Raw genomic sequence first — 25105 nt, forward strand, 5'->3', positions numbered from 1 at the left:
TGCTCAACTGAAGGTATAAAAAAAGAAAGCCTGCATAACGCAAGCTTTCTTTTTAATCCGGATTTTTAAACTTAACCTTGATGACGGTTTTGTCTTTTATTTCTTTGTCCTTCTTAACGCTTTGGCTGACAGCATAACCTTGTCCGCTTACCTCAATATGAATTCCCGCCAGCTCGGCGTACTGAAGAACCTCTCTTCTCGACCAGCCTGTCATATCAGGCATTTTGATGTTGCCGCCCGTTTTCAGGAACACCTTTTGATTGGTCAGAACTTCCTCATCTGCTTTTGGATACTGTTCTTTTACAGCGACATCACTGCCGATGACAATCGGTGTGAGATTCTCTTCTTTTGCTTTCTTTTGGGCAGCAGTTACCGATTGATCTGTTAAATCAGGCATTGTCTGCGCTTTCGTTTCTTCCTTATTTGAATCAGACGTTTCAGTCGGTTCAATGTTCAGGTAGTGCAGGCTGTTTTTCATTGTTGGGTTAAAGATTTCTGATACTGGGTTTGAACCCGTTTCATCATTTTCTAATTGCGGCTGCTGCACTGCAACATAGATCAGCAGCTCAGGATCATCTTTAGGCGCCATTCCCATAACAGAAAAAACATAATTATCGCGCCCAGATAGATAACCGTTTTGCCCGGCAATTTGTGCTGTCCCGGTTTTAACAGCTACATCAAATCCTTCAATTTTATAAGGCTGCCCAGTACCGATATCAGATGTAACAACATCACCTAAAATATTACGAACCTCTTTAGCGGTGTCTGCAGAGATTGGCGTACCAGCCGACTGAGGTTTATTTTGATAAATGGTTTTCTTTGTATCTGGATCAACAATATGGTCTATGACGTAAGGTTTCATCATTTTACCGTCATTTGCTATCGCAGTCGCAGCCTGCAGCTGTTGAATTGGTGTAACAGCGGAAGCTTGACCATATGCAGTCGATGCTTTATCAAATTCATATTTAAAGTTCATTTTACTTGAAACTTCATTCGGCAAGTCAATACCCGTTTTTTGATAGAAATTAAATTTATGAAGATATTCATTTAGACGGTTATAGCCTAGCTTTTCATTAGCCAATTTGGCAAAAGCCACATTAGAAGACCGTACTACACCATCATGGTATGAAGTTGGCCCCCAGCCTACCCCTTCATTATGGTCTCTTACTATTCCTCCGCCTACTTTGTATGTTCCAGACTTGTACTTTTCATTGCCGTTATACACATTCTCCTGTATGGCAGCAGCAAGTGTAAAGATCTTCATCGTTGATCCAGGCTCATACGCATATGAAATTAAATCATTATAGTAGTTCGTCACATCGCGCGTGTTCGGATCAAAGCTTGGGCGCTGCCCCATGGCAAGCACTTTGCCCGTTTTCGGGTCGACGACTGCAGCCATGATTTTTTTCGGATTATACTTTTTCGCCACTTTCGTCATGCTGTCTTCCAAAAAGGTTTGAATTTTCTGGTCAATGGTTAGATATACATTATCACCATTTTTTGGTGCTGTAATTTTATTTTTGCTGTTCGGGAGCTCCCAGCCGAATTTGTCACTTTCATATGTCACATATCCATCCCGCTCCTTCAAATACTTATCCAGCACTTTTTCTAATCCCATCGCGCCGGAAATTTCATTTGTTTCTTGATCAACCTCGGCATAGCCGATTAAATTGGATGCAAATACGCCGTTTGGATAGTAGCGTTTTGTATCCCGTAAAAATGAAATGCCCGGGAGTTTCAGCTTTTCGATTTTTTGCTTTTGCGAATACGTAATATCCCGGCCTGCTGAGCCGAACTCGACTTGTTTCGCATCCTTATTTAAGATATCAAGAATGTCAGCTTTGTCCATCTTTATCACTTTAGATAGCGCTTCCGCCGTTTTTTCTTTGTTTTGGACATGCTGAGGATGCTTGATATCAGTGGTCATTTTTTCATCGAGAATGGCAATCAGTTTATATGTCGCTGTATCCTCTGCTATCACTTTTCCCTTCCGGTCTAAAATCGAGCCGCGGCTTGCTTCGATGGTCCGTTTCTTTTCATGCTGCTCTGTCGCTTTTGTCGCAAGAACTTCGCCATTCGCTTTTCCGGTTATTTGAATATATGCCATTCTCCCCAGGATCACAAAGAAAAAGAGAGCGAAACAAATACTTAGAATCGCTGCTCCTCTATTCATAAATTTATTCTTTTTTGGCATTTGAATCATTCCTGTATGTTTTTCACTTTTTTATCTTTTAAATTCAATCCGTTCTTTTTCGCAATGTCCATAATGCGCTGGGGTTTGCTTAAATCAGCAACATTTTTTTCGAGGTCACCAATTTGCTTGTTTTCGGCTGAAATTTGCTCCTCAAGCTTTTGCACCTCAATATTGGTTTGATATGCCGCATACGCCTTCGATACAATCAAAAGCGATACGCTGAGCACCGCCGCAGCAAAGAGGACAAGGAGCACTTTTTCCCCGAGAGTAATGGAAGCCCTTTTCTTGACAATCACTTTTTTCTCAGGACTAATCGCATGCCGCTGCTGTTTCTCTGGTTGGTAAGCTAAATTGCTCATAGGCTGATGACCTCCTTTTAATTTGCTTTCGCGTTTTTATTTTCTTTTTTCGGCAATCCGAAGCTTCGCAGAACGAGCCCGGTTATTTTCTTCAAGCTCTTCTTGAGATGCCGTAATCGGTTTTCGTGTGATGAGCTTTAGCTCCGGTTCAAACTCTTCCGGTATGACTGGAAGACCCGGAGGAAGTTCCGGAAGTGACGACTTTTCTTTAAAAGTGGATTTGCAAATTCTGTCTTCAAGCGAGTGGAAGGTAATGACTGATACCCTTCCCCCTGGCTTCAGAACCTCAATTGCTTGCTCCAAAGCCTCTTCAAACACCTTAAGTTCATCGTTCACAGCAATTCTGATTGCCTGAAACACGCGTTTAGCAGGATGTCCTCCGCTCCTTCTCGCTGGAGCGGGAATCGCGTCTTTTATTAGATCGACCAGTTGGCCCGTAGTTTGAATAGGAGATTTGATTCTTGCCTCTTCAATTTTTCTGGCGATCTGTTTACTGAACTTTTCTTCGCCGTATTTAAAGAATATACGAACGAGATCTTCATAGCGCCACTCATTAACGACTTCTTTCGCCGTAAGTGTGGCCGACTGGTCCATCCTCATGTCTAACGGTGCGTCATGATGGTAACTGAATCCGCGTTCCGGTGTATCCAGCTGCGGAGAAGACACCCCTAAATCAAATAAAATACCGTCTACTTCAGTAATGCCTTGTTCATTCAAACATTCTTTTAAATACCTGAAATTGCTTTTAATCAGAATAAGCTGCCCTTTATAATCGGACAACGCTTCTTTCGCATACTGTAATGCCATATCGTCTTGGTCAAAAGCGATTAAACGCCCCTTCTCGGATAACTGCTGCAATAAGTATGTACTGTGCCCAGCTCCGCCGAGTGTGCAGTCTACATATGTACCGTCCGGTTTAATATTGAGCCCGTCTACGGTTTCACGAAGAAGTACTGTCTTGTGTTGAAACATATTGTGTTGGTCCCACCTTTTATCAGGATGAATTGAAATTGTTTTTAGAGTGTTATACACGAAGAATCATTATATATCAAACCCAATCATGTTTTCAGCAATTTCAGCAAATGAATCTTCTTGCTCTTCTGTGTATTGTTCCCAAATTACTTTACTCCACAATTCAATTCGATTAGAAACCCCGATAACAACACATTCTTTTTCCAGTTTGGCGTAATTCAATAGAGATGATGCGATATTTACCCTGCCTTGCTTGTCCAGTTCGCATTCGGTCGCCCCTGAAAAGAAGAAACGGGTAAACGCACGGGCATCTTTTTTAGTGAGAGGAAGTGCTTTTAGTTTCTCTTCAATTTGTTTCCATTCGTGCATAGGGTAGCCGAAGAGACATTGGTCAAGCCCTCTAGTCAGCACAAATTGCTCACCTAGGCCTTCTCTGAATTTAGCGGGTACGATCATGCGGCCCTTCGCATCGATGGTATGCTGATATTCACCCATAAACATGATCTCTTGCCCCACTTTCTCTCCTTAACTCACCACTATCCACCACTTCTCTCCACAACTTCATTTTACACTGTTTACCCATAAAAAAAAACCCTGAACTATTCAGGGTTCTTTAAAACTTTATTTCAAAGTTTGACAACTTGATGTTGATTTTGAAAAGAAAATGGCAGATTTTTGAATGATGTGAAGAATTTTGGACCATACCTATTTAAATAATACATAATATTCCAAATTCGTTCTTGCGGCGCAAGAAGCGGCTTAATGCTATTTTGGATTCTCTCATAATCCTTCAGGACATAGCCTTCTTTTTCTTCAATTCGCTTCGTCACAGTACGCTCTAAGAACTGAAGCTGATCCTGTATAAAGGTGGCATTTTTCAGGAGTAAAGGTTCCATGCTTTGATCAACCTTCAACGCCTCCTGCCGGACCGCTTTGTGAATCGCTTCAATTTGGCTTTTCGCCTCATCCATCACTGCTGTAAACTCTTCCGGAATCTGGTGCTCAAAGTATGTCTCTCTTTGATTCTCTGTTCCGCGTTCAATCGCGTCTTGTAATGAGATATTCCGTTCAAGCAGCTTTTTCTCAATATGCCGTTCAAGTATCGTAATGTTCATCCTTGGCATAACAGGGGGCATTTTAAAGCCCATCACCGCAAAGGCCTGTTTGAGCTCACCCCAATAGTTGATTTCTCCGGGCCCTGCAATAAATGCTAAAGTCGGAATGAGGTATTCCTGCATTAACGGCCTCGTCACGACATTGTTGCTAAAACGCTCAGGATGCTCTTCCATATGTGTATAAAGTTCATCCATCGTCCATGTAAGATCAAGCTCATTGACGACAAAATGACCGTTGTCTTTCTCAATTAAAAAACGTTCTTCTTCATATTCATAAAACAGGTTCGCCTGTTCTTTTCCGGACTCGATAATCGGCTTGTAGCCTGCTTCACGCATGAAGGCCTGCTGATCTGAAACCGCGCGGGCGAGTTCATCATTTTCCCGAAGAATCTTTTGGAACATGGCCGTTTCCAGCTTTTTAATCCCCGGATCTCCAGAATTTAATAAAACTAACCCCTCCTCTTGGAACAGATCCGCGATCAACAGTTCAAAGAAGTCAGTGAATGTAACAGATTCCCTTAAACATCGTTTTACATTGTCGAGAAGTGCATTTGTATGGTCCGTTTCCTCAAAAGCGGCAAATACATCATCTATCCACTCGGCACATTTTTCCTGATCAAGCGATGTGCTTGCTGCCGAAGATTTCTTCCAATAAGACTGAGGCAGTTTTTTTTTCACAGGCCCGTTCTCTTCGGATGTATGGACAAAATTAATCTCATCCAAATCGTGGTCTTCTCCGGCCACCCAGAAGATCGGTATGACAGGCACTTGCAGTTGCTTTTCTTGTTCCTTTGCTAACACAATGATTGAAATGATTTTATGTATCGTGTAAAGCGGTCCTGTTAAAAGTCCGGCCTGCTGTCCGCCGACAACAGCGGCACTTGACGGGTCCTTCAGCTTCTCAATAGCAGACTGCATGGCACTTGAACCGAATTTGTTATGATATGAGGATAAGTACGCCGCCAATTCCTCTCTTGCGAAAAATCGGGAGGATAAGTCTTTCAGTCTTTCGCCCCACATATCCTTATTATGAATGCTGTAATCAAAAAAAGAAGACATATCTTCTTTGCCATCTATATAGTGCTGTACAAACACATTCTGATTTTTGATGGAAAGTTCAGTTAGCTGCATCTTCTAGAACTTCCTTTCTCCAATAAATAGTTAGTTATCCGAAATGAGTATAGCATGTTACAGAAAAAGCTCAAAAGACTTTGTTTGTATTTCGCTCCAAAGCTTTAATGCTGCCGTATAAAAACTCCAGATGGACGGCATCAAGGCCGTGAAGTCTTGCTTCCTTCAATAAATATCCGATAATGGCATCAATTTCTGTCTGCCGGCCTTCAATGACGTCAACCAGCATAGAAGAGCGATTATCTTTCGTTTGCCCGCAAACGGTCCGAACCCGCTCCCAAGCCTCTGTTTCGTTTTCAAGCCTTAAAATGCGGCATGCCTCTTGAAAAACCAGTTTCATAAAAGCCAGATAAGCTGGCGTTGTCAGCAGTTCTCCATTTTTCACCTGCAATAACGCGGTTAACGGATTGATACAGGCATTTACAATCAGCTTGCCCGTCAGCAGGGGATACCAATCCCTCTCATAAAGAATTGGAAATTCCGAGCGATTATGCTGATGCAAGATGTTCAGCCGATCTGGTTTAGCATCGTCGAACGCGCTCCATTTTATCGCACCTACGCCTGTATGATCAACAGCTGTATCTGATTTTCTTACAGCTCCGTGCTCAACAATTCCAACATAAATGGAATGTTCAACATGCCAGTCTTTTAGGTTGTGGATATGTCCCATGCCGTTTTGCAAAAATAATATGTTCGTTTTCCCGATCCGTTCAAGCAACGGAAAAACAGACTGAAGCTGATGCTGCTTCACTGTCACGACAAGAAGATCAAAATCCGAATTGATACTCGTGTCCGCACTGCAATCAGCGCTGAATTCTTTGCCGCCTTTATAAAGACGGACTCCTTCAGACTGAATGGCCGCAGCCTGTTCTTTCCGCCTTGTCACAACAGTCACCTCGTGATGAAGTGACAAATAATAGGCGCATAAAAGACCGACGGAACCTCCGCCGATAATTCCAATTTTCATGACGTCACACCCAATTTAGCTTTTACGTATTATCATAGCAGAAGTACACAGAAATTACTTCTCAAAGATTCCGAGTGTTTAAAACTAAAGTTTAAATATTTGGATTTTTTGAAAAAAGCGTTTACAATATATGCAGAAACAACAAAGGGGGAGTTTGGTTTGGTAAAGGTAGAACGTCTGCTAATCAACTATAAAACACTTGAAGAATTCAAGAAATTCAAAGAATACGGCATTCAGGAACTTTCAATGCTTGAAGATCTTCAGGATAATATTATTGAAAATGACAGCACCTCACCTTTTTACGGAATTTATTTCGGGGATAAACTTGTAGCGCGAATGAGTCTGTATCAAGTTAACGGCAAATCGAATCCTTATTTCGACAACCGCCAGGATTACTTGGAGCTGTGGAAGCTTGAAGTTCTTCCGGGCTACCAGAACAGAGGATACGGGACAGCGTTGGTTGAATTCGCTAAATCATTCAAAATGCCAATTCGCACAAATCCGCGAATGAAATCAGCAGAGTTTTGGAATAAAATGAATTTTGAAACTGTTAAATACGATATGGCGCGGGACAAAGGGGAAAACCCGCTCATCTGGCATCCCGATATGGATCATGAAATGACACCCGGGGAATCTGCATAGAAATAAAAACAACCGGCCTATTTCTTACTCTAGGGCCGGTTCATTTCAGGCGTTCCATTACGTTTCTTGAGCCGCTTTTTTCATTCTTCCGTCTTCTTTTGAAACAACCATTTTTCTGGCCCGATCCATGATATCGATCAGAGCCTTGTAATCCTCTTCTGTCATCTCTAGCTGGTTCCTCAATGTTTGATTTTCACTCCGTAAATCCTCAAGCTCTTTTTGCAGCGATTGAATTTGCTCCTTCAGTTTTTCCCTTTCAAGCTGAAAGTCTTGTGCAGACGGTGCTTCTTTGAATTGTTCGAGAAATTGAATGACATCCTGAATGGACAAATCTCGTTTTCCTTCTGACGCTGCCGCTGCAGCCTGTTTAACTGAATTCGGCATATTAACAGAATGTACGCCGATTTGTTTTCTCAGTTCTTTCCTCTGCTTTTTCGCAAGCTCTATGCCTGACTGGTATTGTTTTCTCACATACGAGTTCCACCTGAAACCACAGGCTGCAGCAGTTCTGGTCAGCGCCCTTCCAACCTCCTCAAAGGCAGAAAGCTGTGTTCCTCCCTCTCGAATATGACGAAGCACCACTTCTGCCAGCAGCAAATCCTCATCCTGAGTCCAAGCATCTTGTCTTGTAATGGTCAAATTCAATCTCCCTCCATGTCAGCTTATTTATCTCATACATATGCCGGTAATAGATTAGATAGACTATTTGCACTCACAAATTTTCCGCAAGCTGACATGAAGAGAAAAAGAAAAAGCGCAGGGCTTTCAGCCTGCGCTTTTCTTATTAGTTACTTTTTACATTTATGTCTTTGCCGTTGTATGATCCGCATGCTTTGCATACACGGTGAGACAATTTCATCTCTCCGCATGACGGACATTCTGTCATACCAGGTACATTAAGTTTGAAATGTGTACGGCGCAATCTTTTCTTCATTTTAGAAGTTCTTCTAAAAGGTACAGCCATTATTCCCACCTCCTTAAAGAGTTAAGATTCATCATCTTGTTTTAAGAGCTTTTCAAGGGCTGCGAGTCTCGGATCAACTTGCTTCTTCTTGTCTTCCTCCGAAATGACTTGCCAGTCCTTTCCTTCTTGAGGAGCAGCTCCTTTTTCTTGTTCAGATTCACAAAAGATTTGCATAGGGATTTCTAAAAGAATTTCTTCTTTCACGATCGGAGTTAAGTCGATAGTATCGTCCTCAACAATGTGAACGTCATCATCTTCTATATCATCCGTCTGATGAAATATAAACAGTTCTTTTGTTGAAATTTCAAATGGATACGGAACATCAACGAGTGTTCTTGAGCATGGCAAAATCATTTCGCCTGAAATTGTAAAATCAAACGAAACCTGTTTGGGTTTGATATCCGCTCTGCCCTTCACCCGGACGGGAGAAATGCGGCGAATGTCAGAATTCAGCTTTGTCAGCTCATTTAACTCAACTGTTTCATCAAACTCAAAACTTTGTTTTGGCATTTGATGCAGCTGATAAATCGTCCATTTCATTTGTATCACCTCATGAAAGCAACAAACATGATTATAGCTTTTAAGATTGTTTTTGTCAATATTTTTTCTTTACAGCATAATGCTGCCATTCAAGTATTATTGACAGTTGAATATGCTATGCATACACTTAAACAAAAAAAGACGTAAGAGTTTCCATTTGCAAATGTACCATACGTTTTTAAACATAGCAAGAAAGGCGGAAAAAATATGAAAGCTGTCGGATTGGTGGTTGAATATAATCCCTTTCATAACGGTCACCTTTATCATGCCCAAACAGCAAAGCGGCAAACCGGATGCGACACGGCTGTCGCGGTAATGAGCGGACATTTTTTACAGCGCGGAGAACCAGCTGTAGTATCAAAATGGGCCCGAACAAAAATGGCGCTGCAAAGCGGAGTCGATCTTGTCATTGAGCTGCCATATCTTTATGCAGTGCAAAAAGCGGAGATTTTTGCACGCGGCAGTGTTTCCATCCTGAACAAACTTGGATGCGAGGCGCTGTTTTTCGGTAGTGAAAATGGTGATATTGAGCCTTTCTTAGAAACAGCAAAGCTTATTGATAAGCATAAACTTACATTTGATCAGCGTATTAAAGAAGAACTTAAAAAGGGTGCCAATTATCCAGCCGCGGCAGCTATCGCATTCAGCTCCATTTTACATACCGAAAATACACTTGATTTGTCAAAACCAAATAACATTCTGGGATACCATTATGTGACTTCTATTCTTTCCGGGGGATATTCGATGAAACCTTGTACTACAGCACGCATCTCCTCGGACTATCATGATGCCGACCTTCCTGAAGGCGAAAACCATATCGCAAGTGCCACAAGCATCAGAAAAGCGATGATTGAACAGAATCTTGATGCCTGCCTTCGTTTTCTGCCTGTTGCATCCGCACGTGAATTAGCACATTACCGAAAGTCTTTCGGACTGTGGCATACACCTGAAAGCTATTTTTCTTACCTGAAGTACAGCCTTTCAACTCTAACAGCACAGGAATTACAGGAAGTATACGAGGTGGAGGAAGGCTTAGAGCACAGAATTCTACGTTCGATCAGAAAAGCCAGCACTTATCAGGAATTTATGGAGCTGCTGAAAACAAAACGTTATACGTGGACAAGACTCCAGCGGATGAACACGCACATTTTAACCAGAACGAAAAAACAAGATATGCACAAGCTGCTTAAAGACGAAGAAGTGCCTTATATCAGGCTTCTCGGCATGACAAAAAAAGGACAGGCTTATTTATCGGAAAAGAAAAAAGCACTGTCTGTTACGCTTGTCAGCAAACTGTCCTCATTCTCCCATCCAGCTCTCAACCTGGACATAAAAGCAAGCAGAATCTACAGCCTGCCAATAGAAGAACCGCTGAGAACTGAGTTTGACCTGCAAGAATACGGACATGCGCCGATTCGATATGATGAGGATGAACGACGTTTTTTAAACATATAAAAAAGCACCTGAGGATCAGGTGCTTTTCGCTTTCAGCTTATTCAAATAATCAATCGCATCCTGCATCGTATCAACAGGCACAATTTTCATGTCTGAATCAATATCTTTTGCTGTTTTCACCGCATTTTTATAATCAGAATTGCTGGCGCCGTTTTGATTTGGCGCGAAGAAAATGTCTTTTCCGGCTTTGTCTGCGGCGACGACTTTTTGATCAATGCCGCCGATCGGGCCTACTGTCCCGTCAACATCAATCGTACCGGTTCCCGCAATATCGTAGCCTTTTGTTTCGTCTATTTTTGTCAGCTGATTATAGATTTCAAGTGACATCATTAACCCCGCTGACGGACCGCCGATATTTTCGATTTCAAAATCAATATCAGGTTCTACTTTGACGTTTCTGTCCGTATAGAGCGAAACTCCAATTCCTGCCCGATCCGGCTCATCAGGAAATTGTTTTAACGTAAGGGTGACACGTTTTACTTTTTCTTCTCTTTCGATTTTTAATGCGACTTTATCTCCCGCTTTTTTACTGCTGATATAATCAATCAGTTTTTCGGCAGACTGATAGTTTTTGCCGTCTGCACTGATGATTTTATCACCTACTTCTATTTTCCCTTTTGCAGGCATGTTTTCTACAACCGAGCTTGCGTATATGCCGTTAAAGCTATAGCTGACTTTTTTTCCTGCCTGTTCATAGGCCGCTATAACCGCGTTTTCTTGCGAGCTTCGCATCATTTGGAGCTGCCTTTTCATATACTCCTTATCTGATTCACCTTCTTCCTTGATGCTCTCATCAGGAACAATTTCATAATAAGGGTGCATCTTTGCCCACACATATGTGAACGGATTAGCCGGTCCCACTTTGACGGTCATTAAGGACAGACTCCCTGTTTCCGGGTAGCCTCCCTCCACTTTTATCAGTGAAGCAAGTTCAGTCGCTTCTCCCGGTTTTGTAATATAGTATGGAAGTTTTATAAATGATAAAACGGCAATCAGAATGAGGATGACAAGCATCCAGGTAAAATGTTTATTACGTAGCAAATTATGAGCCCTCCCAATTCTGTATTTCTTTTCTTATCTTGCTGATCATTCGATTTGTCGCCTCCTCGCCTGCCGATATCATTGCATCAATATTAGCAAACGAGCTTGAGCTGTATGTTTCAAGAGAAGGGCGAATCATGATATCTGCGGCGATCGTTTGATGTCGCACCAATTCATTTTGAAGTATATCCATACTTTGCATAATCACATCAAAAATATGCGCCGCTGTTTCGGTTTTTCGAACCCTGGAGACATCCGAGGCGATGATGATATCAGCCCCCATGTCTTTTACAACTGAAACCGGAATTCGGTCGACGACTGCCCCGTCTACAAGAAGCCGTCCGCCCAGCCTCTGCGGAATAAAAATACCCGGTATGCTGATGCTGGCCCGCACCGCATCTGACACTGATCCTTTGCGGAACACAATCTTTTCTCCCGTCTGTAAATCACAGGCTACAATGCCCAGCGGGATTTGGAGCTCTTCGATCGGTTTTCCGAATGTATAAGCATGCACAAGCTGCCTGACGCGGTCACCCTTTAAAAAACCAAGTCTGGGCACCGTATAATCAGCATAAAGCCGCCGCTTAAAGGCTTTGGCGACTTTTTTCATCGTTGCCACATCATGGCCGGCGGCATAGAAACTGCCCACCAAAGCGCCCATGCTGCTCCCCGCAATCATATCTACTTCAATTTGGTGCTTATGTAAACTGGAAAGCACACCGAGATGAGCGAGCCCTCTGGCCCCTCCCGATCCTAACGCTAACCCGATTTTAGGTTTGGTCAACGCGTTAACCTCCTGCCTGAATTCCCTGTATACCGAATTCTATGGTCTAAACTGAGCCCCTATGCTCGTATATTAGTACAAAGAATCAAGAGGACAGGTACTGCTTGGCCGTTTCGTGTCATACATTATTTTATCATGATATACATGTCATTGGGCATTTTTAGCATCGGGGAGGTAAGAATGAACTTGTCGAAGATTAACACACTTTTAATTGCTTCGTTTTTTCTATTTTTAACAGCAACTGTTATCTCACATCCGCAGGCCTCATTCGAAGCCTCTAAAACCGGGCTTTCTATGTGGTGGGAGGTTGTGTTTCCGTCATTGCTGCCATTTTTTATTCTGTCTGAACTTCTAATCGGTTTCGGCATTGTGCGGTTTGTCGGTGTGTTGCTTGAGCCTTTTATGCGGCCAATCTTTCGGGTGCCTGGTGTTGGCGGCTTCGTTCTTGCTATGGGAATGGCATCAGGAAATCCAGCGGGAGCAAAGCTCACTGCCCGTCTGCGGCAGGAAAAGCAGATTTCAAGAGTAGAAGCAGAACGGCTTGCGTCATTTACCAATTCTTCAAACCCGCTCTTTATTTTCGGCGCTGTTGCCGTCGGTTTCTTCCAAAACGCGTCATTGGGCATTTTATTGGCTTCTGCACACTATTTGGGGAATCTGGCTGTCGGTTTAACGATGCGTTCTTATGGCCGCAAGGAAGAGCAGCTTCTCAGAGGGAAGAATACAATACCTTTTCCTTCGATTAAAGATGCTTTACACGCTCTGCATACCGCCAGACTCGCGGAAAAACGGCCTCTGGGCAAAATTTTAGGCGACGCCGTGACCTCTTCTGTTCAAACCCTTCTTATGGTGGGAGGCTTTATTATTTTATTTTCTGTCTTTAACCGGCTGTTGTCCGTGGTGCAGCTGACTGAAATTCTGTCTGTTATCACAAAAGGCGTGCTGACCTTGTTTCAGCTACCGGCACAATTGGACATTCCCCTTTTATCAGGGATGTTTGAAATCACATTAGGAAGCAAGCTTGTCAGTGAGACAGATGTTTCTCTTCTGCAAAAAGCCATTGTCGTCAGCTTTATTCTCGGGTTTAGCGGCTTTTCCGTTCAAGCTCAGGTGGCAGGCATTTTATCGGAAACGGATATCAGATTTAAACCATTCTTTATCGCAAGATTGCTGCAGGGCGTTTATGCCGCCGTCTTCGTCATGCTTTTATGGAAACCGCTTTACACGGCATGGCATGATCCGTATCAGTATGTATTTAAATCTCTTAATACAAGCGAGATGCCTACTGCATTTATAAACGGCTGGAATCTGCTTGTGCAGATTGGGCCTGCTGTCACATTATGCGCGTTGTTTACGTACATTATCATTTTTTCTTACAGACTGACGAACGGAACAAAAAAAGGATGAGTCAAAAACCTCATCCTTGTCCGAATTTTTGCTGAAGCGCCAGCTCTACTTCAGGCGGCACAAACTCTGATACTGATCCATTGTATCTAGCCACTTCTTTTACGATGCTTGAACTTAAAAACGAATACTGATTGTTTGTCATCATAAAAAACGTCTCAATGGATTCATCAAGCACACGGTTTACGGATGTCCCCTGCATCTCGTATTCAAAATCAGATACCGCTCTCAATCCTCTTAAAATCGCTTTCGCCTTTTTTCTTTTTGCATAATCAATTAACAGTCCTTGCGACGTTTCAACTGTTATGTTCGGGATGTCTTTTGTCACTTCTCTCAGAAGCTCACACCGCTCTTCCACACTGAACAAAGGCTTTTTCGAAGAATTATTCAGCACACATACATACACTTGTTCAAAAATATGCGCCCCGCGTCTGATGATGTCCAGATGCCCGTAGGTCACCGGATCAAAACTGCCGGGACAGACAGCTATACTCGCCACATCACTACCCCCTCTTTTTATAGATCGCTACACCAGTAAGTCCATAGGTTTCTTTTCTTGTCATCACAAGATCTCCTACGGTTTCGGGAAGCTCGACCTCTCTGTCATGCTCAGCAACGATAAAGCCGTCCTCTTCCAGCATTTGATATTCATCAATCATAGTTAAAAGCGCTTTTAGCTTTTGTTCCTTATACGGCGGATCAAGAAAAATGCCGCGAAAGCCTGTTTCTCTCTTTGCAGCAGCGTGCAAAGCCCGTTCCGCATCATTCCGGTATACCTGGGCATTTTTTGTAAGCTCCAGCATTTTTAAATTTGATTTTACCGTTTGAATCGCTTTAAAATCACGGTCAACGAATATACAATGCTCAAACCCGCGTGAAAGCGCTTCGATTCCAAGTCCTCCGCTCCCTGCGAATAAGTCAAGTCCCCTGCCCCCGTCAAAATAAGGGCCGATCATATTGAATATGGATTCCTTCACTTTGTCGGTTGTCGGTCTTGTTGATGTTCCCGGCACAGCCTTTAGTGAACGGCCTTTTTTTGATCCAGAAATTACTCTCATGTTCCACACCACTTTTTCTAAAAGCTATTTTGTTTCTTTGTTCGGCCGGACGCCGCTATGTACATAGAAAAAAATCAATCCTATCTTAACATAAAGCATTCTTTCAAACAATGAACGCTAATCTTGATAAACAGGTGTATAGGCAGACTGATCCTTGTCCATACTATAAGCAACAGCATCTAGAGGATGTTGTTGCCAACCGCGGAGAAGACTTACGTTTCCCCATAAGTTCTTCCTCCGGTTTCTCCTCTCCCTTTGCCTTCTCCTTAACATGTTAAGGAATAGAAGGACCCCGCAGAAGTCTGCGGGGATTTTTTTATATAGCTATATGCCGATTTTATAATCGTATTCTTTTGCTTTATCAAGCTTTGACTCGAATTCCAATTTTAAAAACGGTTTATAAGAAGGCTCTACTTTTTTCACAAAAGAGTAAGACGCAATCTTGTCCATTGTTTTTTCAATTTGGTCCATATCGCAATACAGCACGACATATTTTAATCGTTTTGATACATAGTGCACATTTCCGAACTTCCTCAGCATTTTGCTTTGCTTTAGGGATTGCAGATACACAATCATGCCCTGGCGCCTATTCTCCAATACAATCACCTGCCTGATTTTTCTTATATGTAAAAGACGAGACGGCCAGTCTCGTCAGGACACTTTGCATCCGCAGCTTCCGCCTGAACCGCAGCCGCCTCCGCATGAAGACAAACCGTCAAAATAAGGGTTCCCAGTCGGAACTTTAACATGCTCCGAAACAGCAGTCCCAATCTCGACGCTTACCTCATCAAGAATAGACTGGAGCTCATTTTCAGCTCTCTTGAAGTCAGCCACCTTATCATTCAGGTCCAGATCCCGCTTGATCTCCCTCATTTTCCGGGTTATTTCTCTATAGTCAGGATGATATTTGCCAAAACGCTGTACATCCTCATACTGCTCTTTTATTTTGATAAAAGAACGAATAATCCGTCCTGCCTCTTCATCTTCTTGGAGACGCTTATAACAATTGCGGTAGTTCTCAGCCGTCTCCGACTGCAGAATCATCTCGGCAAGCTGCTGAGCTTCACTTTGAAGCCGCACGGATTCCATCGTCGCATACATAGCACGCACCTCCAGTTGTTAGTTTACCACGAAACCAGCCAATTGGAAAATGCTTAACCGCAACCCGAAAACAATTCCCTTCATTTACAGCATGGAAAAAGACCCTTTTTCGGGCCTTTTAATCTTTTGTCCGCATCGCATGAAACATTTGCATCATCATTTGCGCCATTTGAATCCCGTTCGTAAATTGGTTCACCCGGTGCGGTATGGTTTTTTCATAAAAGTTCATCATCTCAAGCTGAAAGGAGGATAGATCATCCGGTTTTCTTGAAAGTCTGCGGTACCATATCGGCTGTTCTCTGATGAATCGTTTCCGTTCTTCGTTTGCTGAAATAAATTCCTGTACCTCTTTGCGCATATGAGCTCCCCTTTTTTAATCCTTCCGAAAAGAAAAAGGATGCTGTCCAGAGCCTGGCTGAGATTGTTTCTGGTCGCTACTTGAAAATGTATGAAGAAGATTTTGCAACGATGAGATCGACTGACTCATTTTATCAATTTGTTCGTTCATTTGATTGACATCCATCTTTTTCACCGCAGTCACCATTTTAGAGACAAAATCATTTTTTTGCTCTGTTTCAGGCACAGCTTTCGCAGCTTCTACCGGTTCCCGATACGGATCCCAAATCGGGTCGCTCTCCCCGAAGAGGACCCAATTTTCATATACGTCCTGCCAGCTCCTTTGTTCTTTGCGTACTTCTTTTATCAGCTTGGGATGCTTTTTGACGAATTGTTTAAAGTCATTGATTGAATGATTGGCATGTTGATTCGCCACAATCCTCACCCCCTCGGAAATCGATACCTACTACAATGTATCGTTTTGTCAGGCATTGTGTTCGCCTATATTCGTTCCCGAATGAATTTTTAGAGCTTTGCCCCATACACTCGCGAAAAAGACTTTATTGAATAGAGACTCTGTCTCCTCATTACATTGATCCCGCTAAAAACAACGACACATGCATAGTTAAGTTTTTTGTGAAAATTAGAAAAGCCGTGGAACCATTCGTCCCGCGGCTTTTCATTACTATCGCTTAATAAAATTTTGAGTGTAATATTTTCGGTCTACTCCGACACCGAGATGCGTATATTCTGAATTCAGAAGCGCTTTTCGATGGCCCTCACTATTCAGCCAGCCTTCTACAGCAGCCGGGCCGTCCACATAATTATAAGCAATATTTTCTCCCGCTTGCTGAAAGTCAACATGACCTTCTTCTAAGCGGTCTTTCAGCGTTCCATATTTTTTAGATACATGGGAGAAATAATTATTTTCCTTCATATCATGGCTATGTCCAAAGGCCACTTCCGCCGTCGGCTGATCCCACTCAAGCTTTGCAAGCCCATGTTTGACGCGTATGACATTCGTCAAATCAAGTATTTGCTTTTCGCTCGTCGTTTGGATCTTTTTCCACTTATCATCTGAAACAGCTTCCGGTTTCATTAATTCACCGCGGTACACAACCTCATAAGGTCTTTGCTTTACAAAGGTTTGCGCATCAAACGCCCTGATGCTGGATAGCTTCCCCTCAAATTTGTCCATATACAGCTGGACATACATTTTACCTACCTTAACAGTCGGTCTGGTATTAATATCTTCTTCAGAAAACTCAAACCGATAGGAATTTCCTTTATACTCTACATTCACAAACGGTGCCACCTGGGTCGTCTTGAATACTTCTCCGGTTGTTTCACCAATTTCGAAAGGCTTCGCGTTAATATCATTCCCAGTAGCAAATAATGTGACCACTTTATTGTTTAATACCCCGATTTGGACATACTGGTCCTTGCCTTGATTGTATACCCACCAATCGTAATCATAAGCTGAAGGATCAATTCGTTCAGGTTCCCCGAGCTTTTTCATTACGTCATCAGCGGACTTGCCCATAAAGGATAATAATCCTGAAGTCGGCATATGTATTCGTTTGCCGCTTTGCGCTTCCTCGTTAGACACTTGGGGCTCGCTGTCATTTGATTTTTTTTCAGGAACAGATCCATATTGGATAAACAGAACATAAGTTCCGCAGATAATGATGAGAATCACCATCGCCCTCAAGATATTTTTCAATCTATCACCCCCGTGGCAAATCACAAAGTCTTGCCATACATCTCATTACAATACAGCCTATTTAACATGTCAAAGATTTATGTGTTAATGAAAAAAACCTTCTTCTCTATTATCACCCTCGGAAATATCCGATAAGGCGCTGCCAGCCCGATCATTCGTTTGCTCAGATAAAGAAAGATCACCAAGCGTGACAATTCCAGTCAGCTTTTTGTTTTTAGTAACAGGTATCCTTCTGAGCTGATGGGATGCCATCAAATGAAGAACCTCATCGACTGAAGCATCTTCCTCTACGCTGACAGGTTTTTCGGTCATCGCGTCAGTGATTTTTTGCGAGTTTGGTTTTTTTATGGCGATTCCTCTTAACACGAGATCACGGTCGGTCACGATGCCGACAAGTGTTTCTCCATCCTCACCAACTACCGGAATCGCCCCTACATTCGCGTCTTTCATCTTTACCGCAGCTTCATATACATTATCTAATACCGTGCAATATTGCAAGTCGGCTGTCATCAGATCTTTTATTTTTGTCATCCGTATAACCTCCTTTAGTCTAGTGCTATTGTCGTCAAAATTTAATTTTTGCATACTTTCAAAAGAAGAAGATTCATTGAAAGTTTAACGCTTTCATACTATGATTGTCAGGAAAGGTCATTTTTATAAGGAGGGGTCAGTGTTGAAGTTTACTGAAAGCGGACTTGAAGGGGTAAAGGCTGAGCTCAGCTGGCTAGACGACTTGATGGAAAGCAAAGGCCTCGTCAGAGCGGGTCAATGGGATTACGAAAGAGTCACCTATGACAAGAAGTTTTCGACGATTGAGGGTACGTTTTACCTGCGGATACAGGGCATTGCGGCAGAGGGCGATGTTGGAAGCGGCCGCGCCGTGATTCAATTAATGTCCCCTCTCTTAGGCAAGCATTACTACCCGCACGGAGTAGAATATGGAGAAACAGAAGAGTTTCCCGTACAGGTTGTGACAAAAAGCAAGTCACTGATCCAGGACATATCCGACATGTTAAAAACAGTTCAAATGTAATGAAAAGGTACAGCATTTTACGCTGTACCTTTTATGATATCGTTTGCTGAATATACGGCGGCTCCTCCTGCCCGTCCTTTTCCCTTTCTTTCTTCACCCATTGAAAAAAAACAATCGCCAAAAAAGTGCCGTACACAATTTCCTGAATGATTTTCATCATAACTGCTCCGAGCTGCTGATCCTCTAACAAAGGCAGTGTATTAAACATCTCCGGTCCTGTTAATGGGACCTGCCCCATCATATCGGCAGGTACACAAAGCTTCATTGCCTCAGCCCACGCAGACGGATCTGTATAGGTGGCATATAACGGCGCGCCGCTGAACATGATCAGGGCGCAAGCAGGCGTGAGCAGCATACCGTCCGCCATAATATATCCCAGCTTCATCAAGCCGCTGAGCTGGCGAAGACGCTCGACCTTATGTACAAGCGGCCACCACATCAAAAACGCAAGCACAAAGATAAGCCAAGTCATTAATGTATGGTATAACGAATCTGTTTTGACAGTATCAAATATAAGCGGAACGTGATATAAAGAAAAAATGCCGTTAAACAAAAGCAAAGCAATTAAAGGCTTCGTGAAAAATGAAAAAACCGGTTTAATGGCAGGCCTGAAAATGACTTTCTCCCAGAGCCATGCAGGAATTCCCGCGATCAATAGCGGCGGGACGACCAAATACAGGACAGCCATCTGCACCATATGCGCACTGAACATAATATGTCCGAGCAGGTCAACCGGACTTCCCTCGGCTGCATATAAAAACAGCATGGCCGATAGAAAGCACATCATCTCTTTACCTGTTATCCGTTCAGGCTTTGAAGACATTCGCCAGTAAAAATAGAGATAAATCACCGTAATACCCAACAGGATACAAAAAAGATAAGGGCTCCACATCGCGCGAAACCCAAACACGTCTAACTGATTCATTCCTTCACCTCCGGCGGCTGTTCACATTACCACCATATAATTGTGACAAACGCAAGCACAGTGATGAACGCGACAAACATGCCTGAATACAAAAACAGTGCCGGCGCTTCATGCCCTTTTTGATTCATATGCATGAAATAATAAAGCTGGAAGATAACTTGAATCGCAGCAAGCAAAATAATGAAAGGAATCGTAAACCAGCTGCCGACACCGTCCGTTGCCACTGTCAGAAATGCAACAATCGTAAGACCGATCATTAAACCAAAAGACAGAACCTGATATTTCATCTCCTGAGCGTGCTTCTTTTTCTTAAATTCAAGGTCGCTGTTGATATGCCCTCTGCTTTTTTTACCGACCATGTTTATCCCACCATCCCCATTAAATATACAACGGTAAAGATGAAGACCCACACGACATCAATAAAGTGCCAATAAAGACTGGCAACATAAAACTTAGGCGCCGTATAAAGGTTCAGCCCCCTCTTGGCATTACGGATCATCAGCGTGCTGATCCACATAAGCCCAAATGCCACGTGGGCGCCGTGTGTACCGACAAGCGTGTAAAACGCGGAACCGAGCGCAGAGCTGGTAATCGTAAAGCCAAACTCATGTGTGTAATGCGTAAATTCATAGATTTCCAGTCCTAAAAAGCCAGCCCCCAATAAAATCGTAATTCCCAGCCAAAGCTGCATTTTGCCGAAAGAAAAGTTCTTCATGTGGTACATCGCGTACACACTTGTTAAACTGCTCGTTAATAGCAGCATTGTGGCTATAAACACAAGTGTTACATCGAACATTTCCGTCGTAGGCGGATCACCGGCATTTGAATTCCGAAGCGCAAGAAACGTTGCGAAGAGAGACGCAAACAAAACTGTCTCTCCCCCAAGAAAAAGCCAAAATCCTAAAAATTTATTTTTCCCTTCCAGTGTTACTTTTTCGGGAGAAGCTGGAAAGGTTTCTGCGGTGAATTTTTCTTCAATTTGCATTATGCCTTCACCCCTTTATCATCGTTCGGCAGTTCCTCTTTATGAATATGATAGCCGTGATCATCAATTACTGAACGAAGCAGCATCGTAATAAATGTGATGCCGAGTCCGATAAAGATCACCGGCAGCCCCCAAGCGTGATCGGTTCTGTACAGCAGCCCGAACGCTGCGACAAAGAGGCCTAAGGAAATGATGAACGGCAGGATTGAGCCGTTTGGCATATGAATATCATCAACCGGTTCAGCCGGTGTCATTGATTTGTGTCCTGCCTGCTTCTCGATCCAAAACGGATCAAGCCCTCTGACAAAAGGAAGCTGTTTAAAGTTATACTCAGGCGGCGGTGAAGAAACGGTCCATTCAAGGGTTCGTCCGTCCTGCCATGGATCAGCTCCGACATATTCGCCTTTTACAGATGTCCAAATGACATTGACCAGCAGCAGAATAACAGCTGCCGCCATAAAAAACGCCCCGATTGTACTGATCAAGTTACCTGTTTCAAGACCCTGGCCTGGCAAAAACGTATAAACCCGGCGCGGCATTCCCATTAATCCGACAAAATGCTGGATGAAAAACGTGAGATGAAAGCCGATAAAAAACAATACAAATGAAATTTTCCCCATCGTCTCATGCAGAATTTTACCGAACATTTTCGGCCACCAGAAATGAACACCGGCTAAAAGGCCGAATACCACGCCGCCAATAATGACATAGTGAAAGTGCGCCACCACAAAATACGTATCATGGAACTGATAATCAGCAGCTGCCGCTGCCAGCATGACACCCGTCACACCGCCGAGTACGAAGGACGGAATAAATGAGACGGCGTATAGCATTGCTGTCGTATACTTTACATTCCCTCCCCAGATCGTCAAAAGCCAGTTAAAGATCTTAATCCCGGTCGGTATCGCGATAGCCATTGTGGCAACCGCAAAAATCGCATTTGCAATCGGGCCGAGACCTGTCGTAAACATATGGTGCACCCAAACCATAAAGCCCAGAAAACCAATGAGCACGATGGCAAAAACCATTGATGAATACCCAAACAAACGCTTTCTGGCAAACACAGGGATGACCTCTGAAAAAATACCGAATGCAGGCAAAATTAAGATATAAACCTCCGGATGGCCAAAGATCCAAAATAAATGTTCCCAAATGACCGTATTTCCGCCAAGCTCCGGATTAAAGAAATTGGTGCCGAACAGCCGGTCGAGCATCATCAGAGCCAATCCGGCCGTAAGCGGCGGAAATGCAAACAAAATTAATGCCGAGGCTACAAATGTCGTCCATGTAAACAAAGGCAGCCTCATGTATGTCATGCCGGGAGCCCTCATGTTGATAATCGTGGCCAAAAAGTTAATCCCGGCTATCAGCGTCCCAAGCCCCGATATTTGCAGTCCGAGGACGAAAAAGTCTATGCCGTGTCCTTCAGAATGAAGCGAAAGTGAGGCGTATGACGTCCAGCCCGCGTCTGGCGCTCCGCCTAAAAACCAGCTTAGATTTAAGAAAATGCCCCCGAAAAAGAAGAGCCAAAAACCGAGCGAGTTTAAAAATGGAAACGAAACGTCGCGAGCCCCAATCTGCAAGGGAACGACCGCATTCATCAAGGCAAATAAAAGCGGCATAGCAGCCAGAAAGATCATTGTCGTCCCGTGCATTGTCATTACTTCATTATACGCTTGGGCACTGAGAAAAGCGTTTTCCGGCTTTGCAAGCTGAATTCTGATAAACATCGCTTCAATTCCACCGACAAGAAAGAAGAACCCCCCGGCGATTAAGTAAAGAATTGCGATTTTTTTATGGTCCACCGTCGTCAAATAATCCCAAAGTATAGATCCGCGCGTCCGTTTTTCTGTAAGCGCATTCAACATATGTGACCTCCCCCAATATCTCCCTTTCTTACCTAATTGCTTTCCGTTTTTAAGCCTTTTAAGTATTCATAAAGCGCATCTGTTTCACTGTCTGAGAGCTTCGGATAGGTTCCTGTCATTTTGTTACCCGGTTTTATGCTCTCAGGATCCTTCAGCCAAGCCTTCACATTTTCTTCGTTGGCGTCTTTCACCCCTGCCACTTTTGCCCTTTCACCGAAGGTCGCCAAATTAGGGGCCGTTCTCGCTGCTTCTGCACGCTTATCATTCGGCTCTACTGCATGGCAGCTCAGACAGTTCTTCTCTTTAAACAGTTCTTCGCCCTGCTTAGCCAAATCGCTCTCTGTTGTAGACTTATAGTTTTTCATTTCTTTTGTCCAGCTCTGGAATTCTTTTGCAGACATCGTCTTTACCTTAAAATCCATCAGCGCGTGTGAAGGGCCGCAAAGCTCTGCACACTTTCCAAAAAACATATCTCCTGCCTCTTTGCTTCGTTTTGAATCAAATGTCAGGAAAAACTTATTTTCATTATCTGTATTCGTATCAAGTTTTCCTCCTACTGAAGGAATCCAGAAGGAATGTTTTACATCTGAAGCTTTTAAATTAAAATAGACACGCTGGTCTGTCGGCACAATCAGCTCCTGGCTTGTGATAATACCGTAATCAGGATATTCAAACTCCCACCAATATAAATTTGCCCGGACATTGACTACTAGCGCATCCTCAGCTTTGCGGCCTTTCTTATCCATTGGTGATGTATCCGCAAGCTCAAGCGTATATAATACGACAGGAATCACAAGAATGATGAGCAGTAAAATCGGGATCACGGTCCATGTGATTTCTAAAAATTTGTTCCCCTCTACCTGTTTCGGTATCGTGTTCTCACCGACCCGTGATCTTCTGAATCTCACAATTACATAAAAGAAGATAACAGATACTACTGCAACAACAACCACCATAATCAATGTGCTGAGCACTGTCAGGTCAAACTGTTTATCAGCCACCTCGCCAGCAGGCTTGAGCGTGGATAAAAAAGGTTTTCCACATCCGCTTAATAGAAGCGGTACTAAGGCTAATAATAAAATAAGACGCCAATGCTTTACCATTTCACCCAACCCCTTTTCTGGTCAATACAAAGGCGGAAAGCAGAGTCAAAACCCATTGCAATCCAGCCTATCACCAATAAAGCACTTACATTTCCTCTTCTCTTAAATTATGAGTTTTTTTACTCAAAATGCCATCTATGTATAAAAGTAAAGCCGCCTGATTAAACAAGAGGTCAAGGCGGCATTTACTAGTTGTCATCGTTTATTTTGAAGCAATAAAACAAGCAACGTATCTATTTTTTAGAAAAGAGTTAAGACAACCATGGCAACAAAATAGATTGTCATGTAGTTAAGCGAGTAAACAAACATCTGCGTTGCCCACTTCATGATGTTCTTAGAGCGAAAGCCCATTAAGCCGAGAATCAGCCAGCCGATATTTAACAGCAAGCCGAGGATGACAATCGGAAGGCCAAGGCTTCCAAGGAAAAACGGAAGCGGCATCAGGCACGCAACCCACACAATAATTTGTCTTTTTGTCACTTCAAATCCGTATACGACAGGAAGCATCGGAATATTTGCGGCTCTGTAATCCTCCGTTTTCTTAATAGCCAATGCCAAGAAATGAGGAATCTGCCAAATAAATAAAATCATGAATAATACCCATGCCACGACACCGATATGCCCTTCCACTGCCGTCCATCCAATAAGCGGCGGAACAGCACCGGAAACACTTCCTACTACTGTGTTAATCGTATAGCGGCGTTTCGTCCACATTGTGTACAATACAACATACGTAAAGACTCCGATAAAACCAATAACAGCAGCCATGACAGTTGTCATCAGCAGCATAATTAATCCTAAAGCAACCAGCAAAATTCCAGACCATAACGCCTGATTCGGCTGAATTTTACCTGTAACCGTCGGTCTTACTTTCGTGCGCTCCATAAGATGATCGATATCCCGGTCATACCAGTTATTGATCGCGCAGGAGCCTGCAATAATCAGAGATGACCCGATTAATGTAAGAAGAACGGTGTTTATATTGCCTAAAAAACTCAAACCGGAAATATGCAGTGCAAGCCACATTCCAGTAAAAGTCGTGATGAGATTGGAATTGACGATCCCTATTTTAATAAGGGACAGAAAATCTTTCCACACCGTTGTTTCTTCAATTTGTCCGTCTATAGCTGTATCATTTATGATTCTGGAGTTAGCCATAACGTAAACCTCCCTTACAAACCTAACGCAGGACAATATAAAAACCTGCAACTCTATCATACAAGATAACATCTTGTAAAAAAACATCCTATTAAATATTAAACGACAAACAGGAATTTATTTGTGAACTTTTTATGAATTTTACCAAAGATGAAGGCAATCGTCGTAATCGACAGTGCGTTTACCTTATTTCTATCAGACCCAGCATGAATAATCAAGTGTACATTTTCCGGAAGCCATCATTCTA

Annotated in this window: 29 protein-coding genes and 1 pseudogene; 5 read left to right on the plus strand and 25 right to left on the minus strand. The window is 43.0% G+C overall.

Features of this window, described 5'->3' with window-relative positions:
* Nucleotides 1–52: 52 nt before the first annotated feature.
* The 6 genes from pbpB to MOF34_RS07155 form a co-directional block, all read right to left on the minus strand.
* The gene (pbpB, locus tag MOF34_RS07130) at nucleotides 53–2203 is read right to left on the minus strand and encodes a penicillin-binding protein 2B (protein ID WP_268399459.1); all 2151 of its coding nucleotides are present in this window, start codon (nucleotides 2201–2203) and stop codon (nucleotides 53–55) included.
* On the minus strand, nucleotides 2200–2553 hold the full coding sequence (ftsL, locus tag MOF34_RS07135) for a cell division protein FtsL (RefSeq protein WP_003221405.1): 354 nt from the start codon (nucleotides 2551–2553) through the stop codon (nucleotides 2200–2202). The genes pbpB and ftsL overlap by 4 nt, the downstream gene beginning before the upstream one ends.
* 36 nt (nucleotides 2554–2589) lie before the next feature.
* Nucleotides 2590–3525, minus strand: a complete 936-nt coding sequence (gene rsmH, locus MOF34_RS07140; RefSeq protein WP_268399461.1) for a 16S rRNA (cytosine(1402)-N(4))-methyltransferase RsmH — start codon at nucleotides 3523–3525, stop codon at nucleotides 2590–2592.
* Between the two features lie 69 nt (nucleotides 3526–3594).
* Nucleotides 3595–4026, minus strand: a complete 432-nt coding sequence (gene mraZ / locus MOF34_RS07145; RefSeq protein ID WP_003221402.1) for a division/cell wall cluster transcriptional repressor MraZ — start codon at nucleotides 4024–4026, stop codon at nucleotides 3595–3597.
* Between the two features lie 125 nt (nucleotides 4027–4151).
* Nucleotides 4152–5771, minus strand: coding sequence for a bacillithiol biosynthesis cysteine-adding enzyme BshC (gene bshC, locus MOF34_RS07150; RefSeq protein WP_268399463.1), 1620 nt, complete (start codon nucleotides 5769–5771; stop codon nucleotides 4152–4154).
* A gap of 70 nt (nucleotides 5772–5841) precedes the next feature.
* Complete coding sequence (locus MOF34_RS07155; protein ID WP_268399465.1) at nucleotides 5842–6738, minus strand: 2-dehydropantoate 2-reductase; 897 nt, start codon at nucleotides 6736–6738, stop codon at nucleotides 5842–5844.
* 159 nt (nucleotides 6739–6897) lie between these two features.
* Here MOF34_RS07155 and MOF34_RS07160 point away from each other — a divergent pair, with 159 nt between their 5' ends.
* Nucleotides 6898–7380, plus strand: a complete 483-nt coding sequence (locus MOF34_RS07160; protein ID WP_014113703.1) for an N-acetyltransferase — start codon at nucleotides 6898–6900, stop codon at nucleotides 7378–7380.
* A gap of 57 nt (nucleotides 7381–7437) precedes the next feature.
* On the opposite strand, the gene gerR is transcribed toward MOF34_RS07160, so the two are convergent.
* From gerR to MOF34_RS07175, 3 genes are all read right to left on the minus strand, one after another.
* Complete coding sequence (gene gerR / locus MOF34_RS07165; protein WP_019714320.1) at nucleotides 7438–8019, minus strand: sporulation specific transcriptional regulator GerR; 582 nt, start codon at nucleotides 8017–8019, stop codon at nucleotides 7438–7440.
* Nucleotides 8020–8164: 145 nt separating this feature from the next.
* A complete protein-coding gene (gene rpmF, locus MOF34_RS07170) occupies nucleotides 8165–8344 on the minus strand; it encodes a 50S ribosomal protein L32 (protein WP_003154457.1) in 180 nt (59 codons plus the stop codon).
* A gap of 21 nt (nucleotides 8345–8365) precedes the next feature.
* Nucleotides 8366–8884 (minus strand): YceD family protein, encoded by a 519-nt coding sequence (locus MOF34_RS07175; RefSeq protein ID WP_019714319.1) that lies wholly within the window; start codon nucleotides 8882–8884, stop codon nucleotides 8366–8368.
* A gap of 27 nt (nucleotides 8885–8911) precedes the next feature.
* Here MOF34_RS07175 and MOF34_RS07180 point away from each other — a divergent pair.
* A pseudogene (locus tag MOF34_RS07180) lies at nucleotides 8912–9095 on the plus strand (hypothetical protein).
* On the plus strand, nucleotides 9092–10339 hold the full coding sequence (locus MOF34_RS07185) for a nucleotidyltransferase (protein WP_268399468.1): 1248 nt from the start codon (nucleotides 9092–9094) through the stop codon (nucleotides 10337–10339). The pseudogene MOF34_RS07180 and the gene MOF34_RS07185 overlap by 4 nt, the downstream one beginning before the upstream one ends.
* 15 nt (nucleotides 10340–10354) lie before the next feature.
* Here the strand turns inward: MOF34_RS07185 and ddcP are convergent, their stop codons facing one another.
* Nucleotides 10355–11380, minus strand: coding sequence for a protease DdcP (gene ddcP / locus MOF34_RS07190; RefSeq protein ID WP_268399470.1), 1026 nt, complete (start codon nucleotides 11378–11380; stop codon nucleotides 10355–10357).
* Nucleotide 11381: 1 nt separating this feature from the next.
* Nucleotides 11382–12164, minus strand: a complete 783-nt coding sequence (locus MOF34_RS07195) for a patatin family protein (protein WP_268399471.1) — start codon at nucleotides 12162–12164, stop codon at nucleotides 11382–11384.
* 180 nt (nucleotides 12165–12344) lie between these two features.
* Between MOF34_RS07195 and spoVV the strand changes: the two genes are divergently transcribed.
* Entirely contained in the window at nucleotides 12345–13571 is a 1227-nt protein-coding gene (gene spoVV / locus MOF34_RS07200) for a dipicolinic acid transporter SpoVV (RefSeq protein ID WP_268399473.1), read from the plus strand.
* 10 nt (nucleotides 13572–13581) lie between these two features.
* Here the strand turns inward: spoVV and coaD are convergent, their stop codons facing one another.
* The 8 genes from coaD to MOF34_RS07240 form a co-directional block, all read right to left on the minus strand.
* On the minus strand, nucleotides 13582–14067 hold the full coding sequence (coaD, locus tag MOF34_RS07205) for a pantetheine-phosphate adenylyltransferase (protein WP_019714314.1): 486 nt from the start codon (nucleotides 14065–14067) through the stop codon (nucleotides 13582–13584).
* 4 nt (nucleotides 14068–14071) lie between these two features.
* A complete protein-coding gene (rsmD, locus tag MOF34_RS07210) occupies nucleotides 14072–14626 on the minus strand; it encodes a 16S rRNA (guanine(966)-N(2))-methyltransferase RsmD (RefSeq protein ID WP_019714313.1) in 555 nt (184 codons plus the stop codon).
* Nucleotides 14627–14950: 324 nt separating this feature from the next.
* Nucleotides 14951–15223: a YlbG family protein gene (locus MOF34_RS07215; RefSeq protein WP_019714312.1), complete on the minus strand. Its 273-nt coding sequence runs from the start codon at nucleotides 15221–15223 to the stop codon at nucleotides 14951–14953.
* A 54-nt stretch (nucleotides 15224–15277) separates the two neighbouring features.
* Complete coding sequence (ricF, locus tag MOF34_RS07220) at nucleotides 15278–15727, minus strand: regulatory iron-sulfur-containing complex subunit RicF (RefSeq protein WP_019714311.1); 450 nt, start codon at nucleotides 15725–15727, stop codon at nucleotides 15278–15280.
* Nucleotides 15728–15845: 118 nt separating this feature from the next.
* Entirely contained in the window at nucleotides 15846–16085 is a 240-nt protein-coding gene (locus MOF34_RS07225; RefSeq protein WP_268399477.1) for a YlbE-like family protein, read from the minus strand.
* A gap of 15 nt (nucleotides 16086–16100) precedes the next feature.
* Nucleotides 16101–16499, minus strand: a complete 399-nt coding sequence (locus MOF34_RS07230) for a YlbD family protein (RefSeq protein ID WP_019714309.1) — start codon at nucleotides 16497–16499, stop codon at nucleotides 16101–16103.
* Nucleotides 16500–16748: 249 nt separating this feature from the next.
* On the minus strand, nucleotides 16749–17786 hold the full coding sequence (locus MOF34_RS07235) for a CAP domain-containing protein (protein ID WP_019714308.1): 1038 nt from the start codon (nucleotides 17784–17786) through the stop codon (nucleotides 16749–16751).
* 84 nt (nucleotides 17787–17870) lie between these two features.
* A complete protein-coding gene (locus MOF34_RS07240) occupies nucleotides 17871–18317 on the minus strand; it encodes a CBS domain-containing protein (RefSeq protein ID WP_268399480.1) in 447 nt (148 codons plus the stop codon).
* A gap of 139 nt (nucleotides 18318–18456) precedes the next feature.
* On the opposite strand from MOF34_RS07240, the gene MOF34_RS07245 reads away from it, so the two are divergent.
* Nucleotides 18457–18819, plus strand: coding sequence for a YugN family protein (locus tag MOF34_RS07245; protein WP_080010280.1), 363 nt, complete (start codon nucleotides 18457–18459; stop codon nucleotides 18817–18819).
* Nucleotides 18820–18850: 31 nt separating this feature from the next.
* On the opposite strand, the gene ctaG is transcribed toward MOF34_RS07245, so the two are convergent.
* From ctaG to cyoE, 6 genes are all read right to left on the minus strand, one after another.
* A complete protein-coding gene (gene ctaG, locus MOF34_RS07250) occupies nucleotides 18851–19744 on the minus strand; it encodes a cytochrome c oxidase assembly factor CtaG (protein ID WP_268399481.1) in 894 nt (297 codons plus the stop codon).
* 26 nt (nucleotides 19745–19770) lie between these two features.
* Nucleotides 19771–20103, minus strand: coding sequence for a cytochrome c oxidase subunit IVB (gene ctaF / locus MOF34_RS07255; RefSeq protein ID WP_019714304.1), 333 nt, complete (start codon nucleotides 20101–20103; stop codon nucleotides 19771–19773).
* A 2-nt stretch (nucleotides 20104–20105) separates the two neighbouring features.
* Nucleotides 20106–20729: a cytochrome c oxidase subunit III gene (gene ctaE / locus MOF34_RS07260; RefSeq protein ID WP_019714303.1), complete on the minus strand. Its 624-nt coding sequence runs from the start codon at nucleotides 20727–20729 to the stop codon at nucleotides 20106–20108.
* Nucleotides 20729–22597, minus strand: coding sequence for a cytochrome c oxidase subunit I (gene ctaD, locus MOF34_RS07265; protein WP_268399483.1), 1869 nt, complete (start codon nucleotides 22595–22597; stop codon nucleotides 20729–20731). Before ctaD ends, ctaE begins: the two co-directional genes overlap by 1 nt.
* Before the next feature lie 32 nt (nucleotides 22598–22629).
* A complete protein-coding gene (gene coxB / locus MOF34_RS07270) occupies nucleotides 22630–23700 on the minus strand; it encodes a cytochrome c oxidase subunit II (protein WP_268399485.1) in 1071 nt (356 codons plus the stop codon).
* A 240-nt stretch (nucleotides 23701–23940) separates the two neighbouring features.
* Nucleotides 23941–24858, minus strand: a complete 918-nt coding sequence (cyoE, locus tag MOF34_RS07275) for a heme o synthase (RefSeq protein ID WP_019714300.1) — start codon at nucleotides 24856–24858, stop codon at nucleotides 23941–23943.
* Between the last annotated feature and the right edge of the window lie 247 nt (nucleotides 24859–25105).

Source organism: Bacillus sp. T17B1 (assembly GCF_026796395.1).
Lineage (GTDB): Bacteria > Bacillota > Bacilli > Bacillales > Bacillaceae > Bacillus > Bacillus spizizenii_A.

Excerpts from the sequence above, each read along its gene's own strand:
- pbpB (WP_268399459.1), bottom strand. The coding sequence starts at position 2,203 with ATGATTCAAATGCCAAAAAAGAATAAATTTATGAATAGAGGAGCAGCG.
- ftsL (WP_003221405.1), bottom strand. The coding sequence starts at position 2,553 with ATGAGCAATTTAGCTTACCAACCAGAGAAACAGCAGCGGCATGCGATT.
- rsmH (WP_268399461.1), bottom strand. The coding sequence starts at position 3,525 with ATGTTTCAACACAAGACAGTACTTCTTCGTGAAACCGTAGACGGGCTC.
- mraZ (WP_003221402.1), bottom strand. The coding sequence starts at position 4,026 with ATGTTTATGGGTGAATATCAGCATACCATCGATGCGAAGGGCCGCATG.
- bshC (WP_268399463.1), bottom strand. The coding sequence starts at position 5,771 with ATGCAGCTAACTGAACTTTCCATCAAAAATCAGAATGTGTTTGTACAG.
- MOF34_RS07155 (WP_268399465.1), bottom strand. The coding sequence starts at position 6,738 with ATGAAAATTGGAATTATCGGCGGAGGTTCCGTCGGTCTTTTATGCGCC.
- rpmF (WP_003154457.1), bottom strand. The coding sequence starts at position 8,344 with ATGGCTGTACCTTTTAGAAGAACTTCTAAAATGAAGAAAAGATTGCGC.
- MOF34_RS07175 (WP_019714319.1), bottom strand. The coding sequence starts at position 8,884 with ATGAAATGGACGATTTATCAGCTGCATCAAATGCCAAAACAAAGTTTT.
- MOF34_RS07185 (WP_268399468.1), top strand. The coding sequence starts at position 9,092 with ATGAAAGCTGTCGGATTGGTGGTTGAATATAATCCCTTTCATAACGGT.
- spoVV (WP_268399473.1), top strand. The coding sequence starts at position 12,345 with ATGAACTTGTCGAAGATTAACACACTTTTAATTGCTTCGTTTTTTCTA.
- rsmD (WP_019714313.1), bottom strand. The coding sequence starts at position 14,626 with ATGAGAGTAATTTCTGGATCAAAAAAAGGCCGTTCACTAAAGGCTGTG.
- ricF (WP_019714311.1), bottom strand. The coding sequence starts at position 15,727 with ATGTATGCGACGATGGAATCCGTGCGGCTTCAAAGTGAAGCTCAGCAG.
- MOF34_RS07225 (WP_268399477.1), bottom strand. The coding sequence starts at position 16,085 with ATGCGCAAAGAGGTACAGGAATTTATTTCAGCAAACGAAGAACGGAAA.
- MOF34_RS07240 (WP_268399480.1), bottom strand. The coding sequence starts at position 18,317 with ATGACAAAAATAAAAGATCTGATGACAGCCGACTTGCAATATTGCACG.
- ctaG (WP_268399481.1), bottom strand. The coding sequence starts at position 19,744 with ATGAATCAGTTAGACGTGTTTGGGTTTCGCGCGATGTGGAGCCCTTAT.
- ctaF (WP_019714304.1), bottom strand. The coding sequence starts at position 20,103 with ATGGTCGGTAAAAAAAGCAGAGGGCATATCAACAGCGACCTTGAATTT.
- ctaE (WP_019714303.1), bottom strand. The coding sequence starts at position 20,729 with ATGCAAATTGAAGAAAAATTCACCGCAGAAACCTTTCCAGCTTCTCCC.
- ctaD (WP_268399483.1), bottom strand. The coding sequence starts at position 22,597 with ATGTTGAATGCGCTTACAGAAAAACGGACGCGCGGATCTATACTTTGG.
- coxB (WP_268399485.1), bottom strand. The coding sequence starts at position 23,700 with ATGGTAAAGCATTGGCGTCTTATTTTATTATTAGCCTTAGTACCGCTT.
- cyoE (WP_019714300.1), bottom strand. The coding sequence starts at position 24,858 with ATGGCTAACTCCAGAATCATAAATGATACAGCTATAGACGGACAAATT.